The 778-nt window shown below is 58.2% G+C and carries 1 pseudogene; it reads right to left on the reverse strand.

The features are described from left to right. Nucleotides 1-778, reverse strand: a pseudogene (locus tag ACFHWW_RS33935) (type VI secretion protein); the annotation flags it as partial.

Raw genomic sequence — 778 nt, forward strand, 5'->3', positions numbered from 1 at the left:
GGGCGGATATTCCTTGATGGACAGCAGCGCCCCAAAGCGGGTGTCTTCATCGACAGCCGCTTGAGCCTGCATCGTCCGCTTGCTGAAATGCAGTCGCGACGTTCCGACATAATTGCGAACGCCCATGCGGGGCAGGCGCATCTTGCGCGGCACCCCGCAGCTCAGGATGGCGTTGAAGAACTCGCAGGGTTCGGAGTAGGGCTCGCCTTTCTCCTTCTCTTCACGCCCTTCAATCTTCGCCTCGTCGTCATTCCTGCGACGATAGGTAATTCCGAGCGCCCGGGCTCCATACTTGTGCAGATCGCGGACGATGTTGCCGATCAGCTCCTCGAGCTCCGTAACATCTTCGCGCGTTTGCTGGACCCGAGCGTCCCTGTTTGCCTTGTCAAAGAGCCTCTTCAACGAGTCCCCGACGCCGAGGGCGCCCCGCATCCCAGACCGCACGATCGTCAAATATATTTCGTTCGTAAACATGCGCTTGTGGCGCAGTTGCCCCATGTAGCGCTTGTTCAACAGGTCGCAGAATGGTTCGTCGAAGGCGCCACCGATCTGCGTTTCGACCTCTCTCCGGATCACGGTCGACCAAAGAGAATAGCGGCTCGACCCCAAGGCACGGATCATCGTGTTCTGGACGACCGACCGCATGTTGAGCTCAGCCTGGTCCTCCGTCTGGAAGAACAGTCCATCGAGTTTGATAACGCTTAGAAGCGATCCGTTTTCCAGCCCGATCACTGTATCGGAGACATGCCGGAGGTACGGAATATGAGTCGACATGGGC

This window comes from Sinorhizobium sp. P24N7, from assembly GCF_042436655.1.
Lineage (GTDB): Bacteria > Pseudomonadota > Alphaproteobacteria > Rhizobiales > Rhizobiaceae > Sinorhizobium > Sinorhizobium meliloti_A.